Source organism: Paenibacillus senegalensis JC66, assembly GCF_000285515.1.
GTDB classification, from domain to species: domain Bacteria; phylum Bacillota; class Bacilli; order Paenibacillales; family NBRC-103111; genus Paenibacillus_L; species Paenibacillus_L senegalensis.
Genome location: NZ_CAES01000174.1, coordinates 1 through 217, shown reverse-complemented (window position 1 = coordinate 217; position 217 = coordinate 1). Strand labels below are relative to the sequence as shown.

At 53.5% G+C, this 217-nt stretch carries 1 rRNA gene; it reads right to left on the bottom strand.

The window, feature by feature from the left end:
• Window positions 1–2: 2 nt before the first annotated feature.
• Window positions 3–119 (bottom strand): 5S ribosomal RNA (gene rrf, locus PSHG_RS26170).
• Between the last annotated feature and the right edge of the window lie 98 nt (window positions 120–217).

The following is a 217-nucleotide window of genomic DNA, read 5'->3' as shown; positions in this document are numbered from 1 at the left end:
CCGCTTGGCAGCGTCCTACTCTCCCAGGACCCTTCGGTCCAAGTACCCTTGGCGCTGGAGGGCTTAACGGTCGTGTTCGGGATGGGTACGCGTGGTTCCCCTCCGCCATCACCACCAAACGGTCTTGCTCAAGGAATTGCTCCCTGAAAACTAGATCGAAACGAATTCACGAAGATGAAGTAGGCTTTCGAAGTAGCTTTACGTTGTAAAGCTTAAG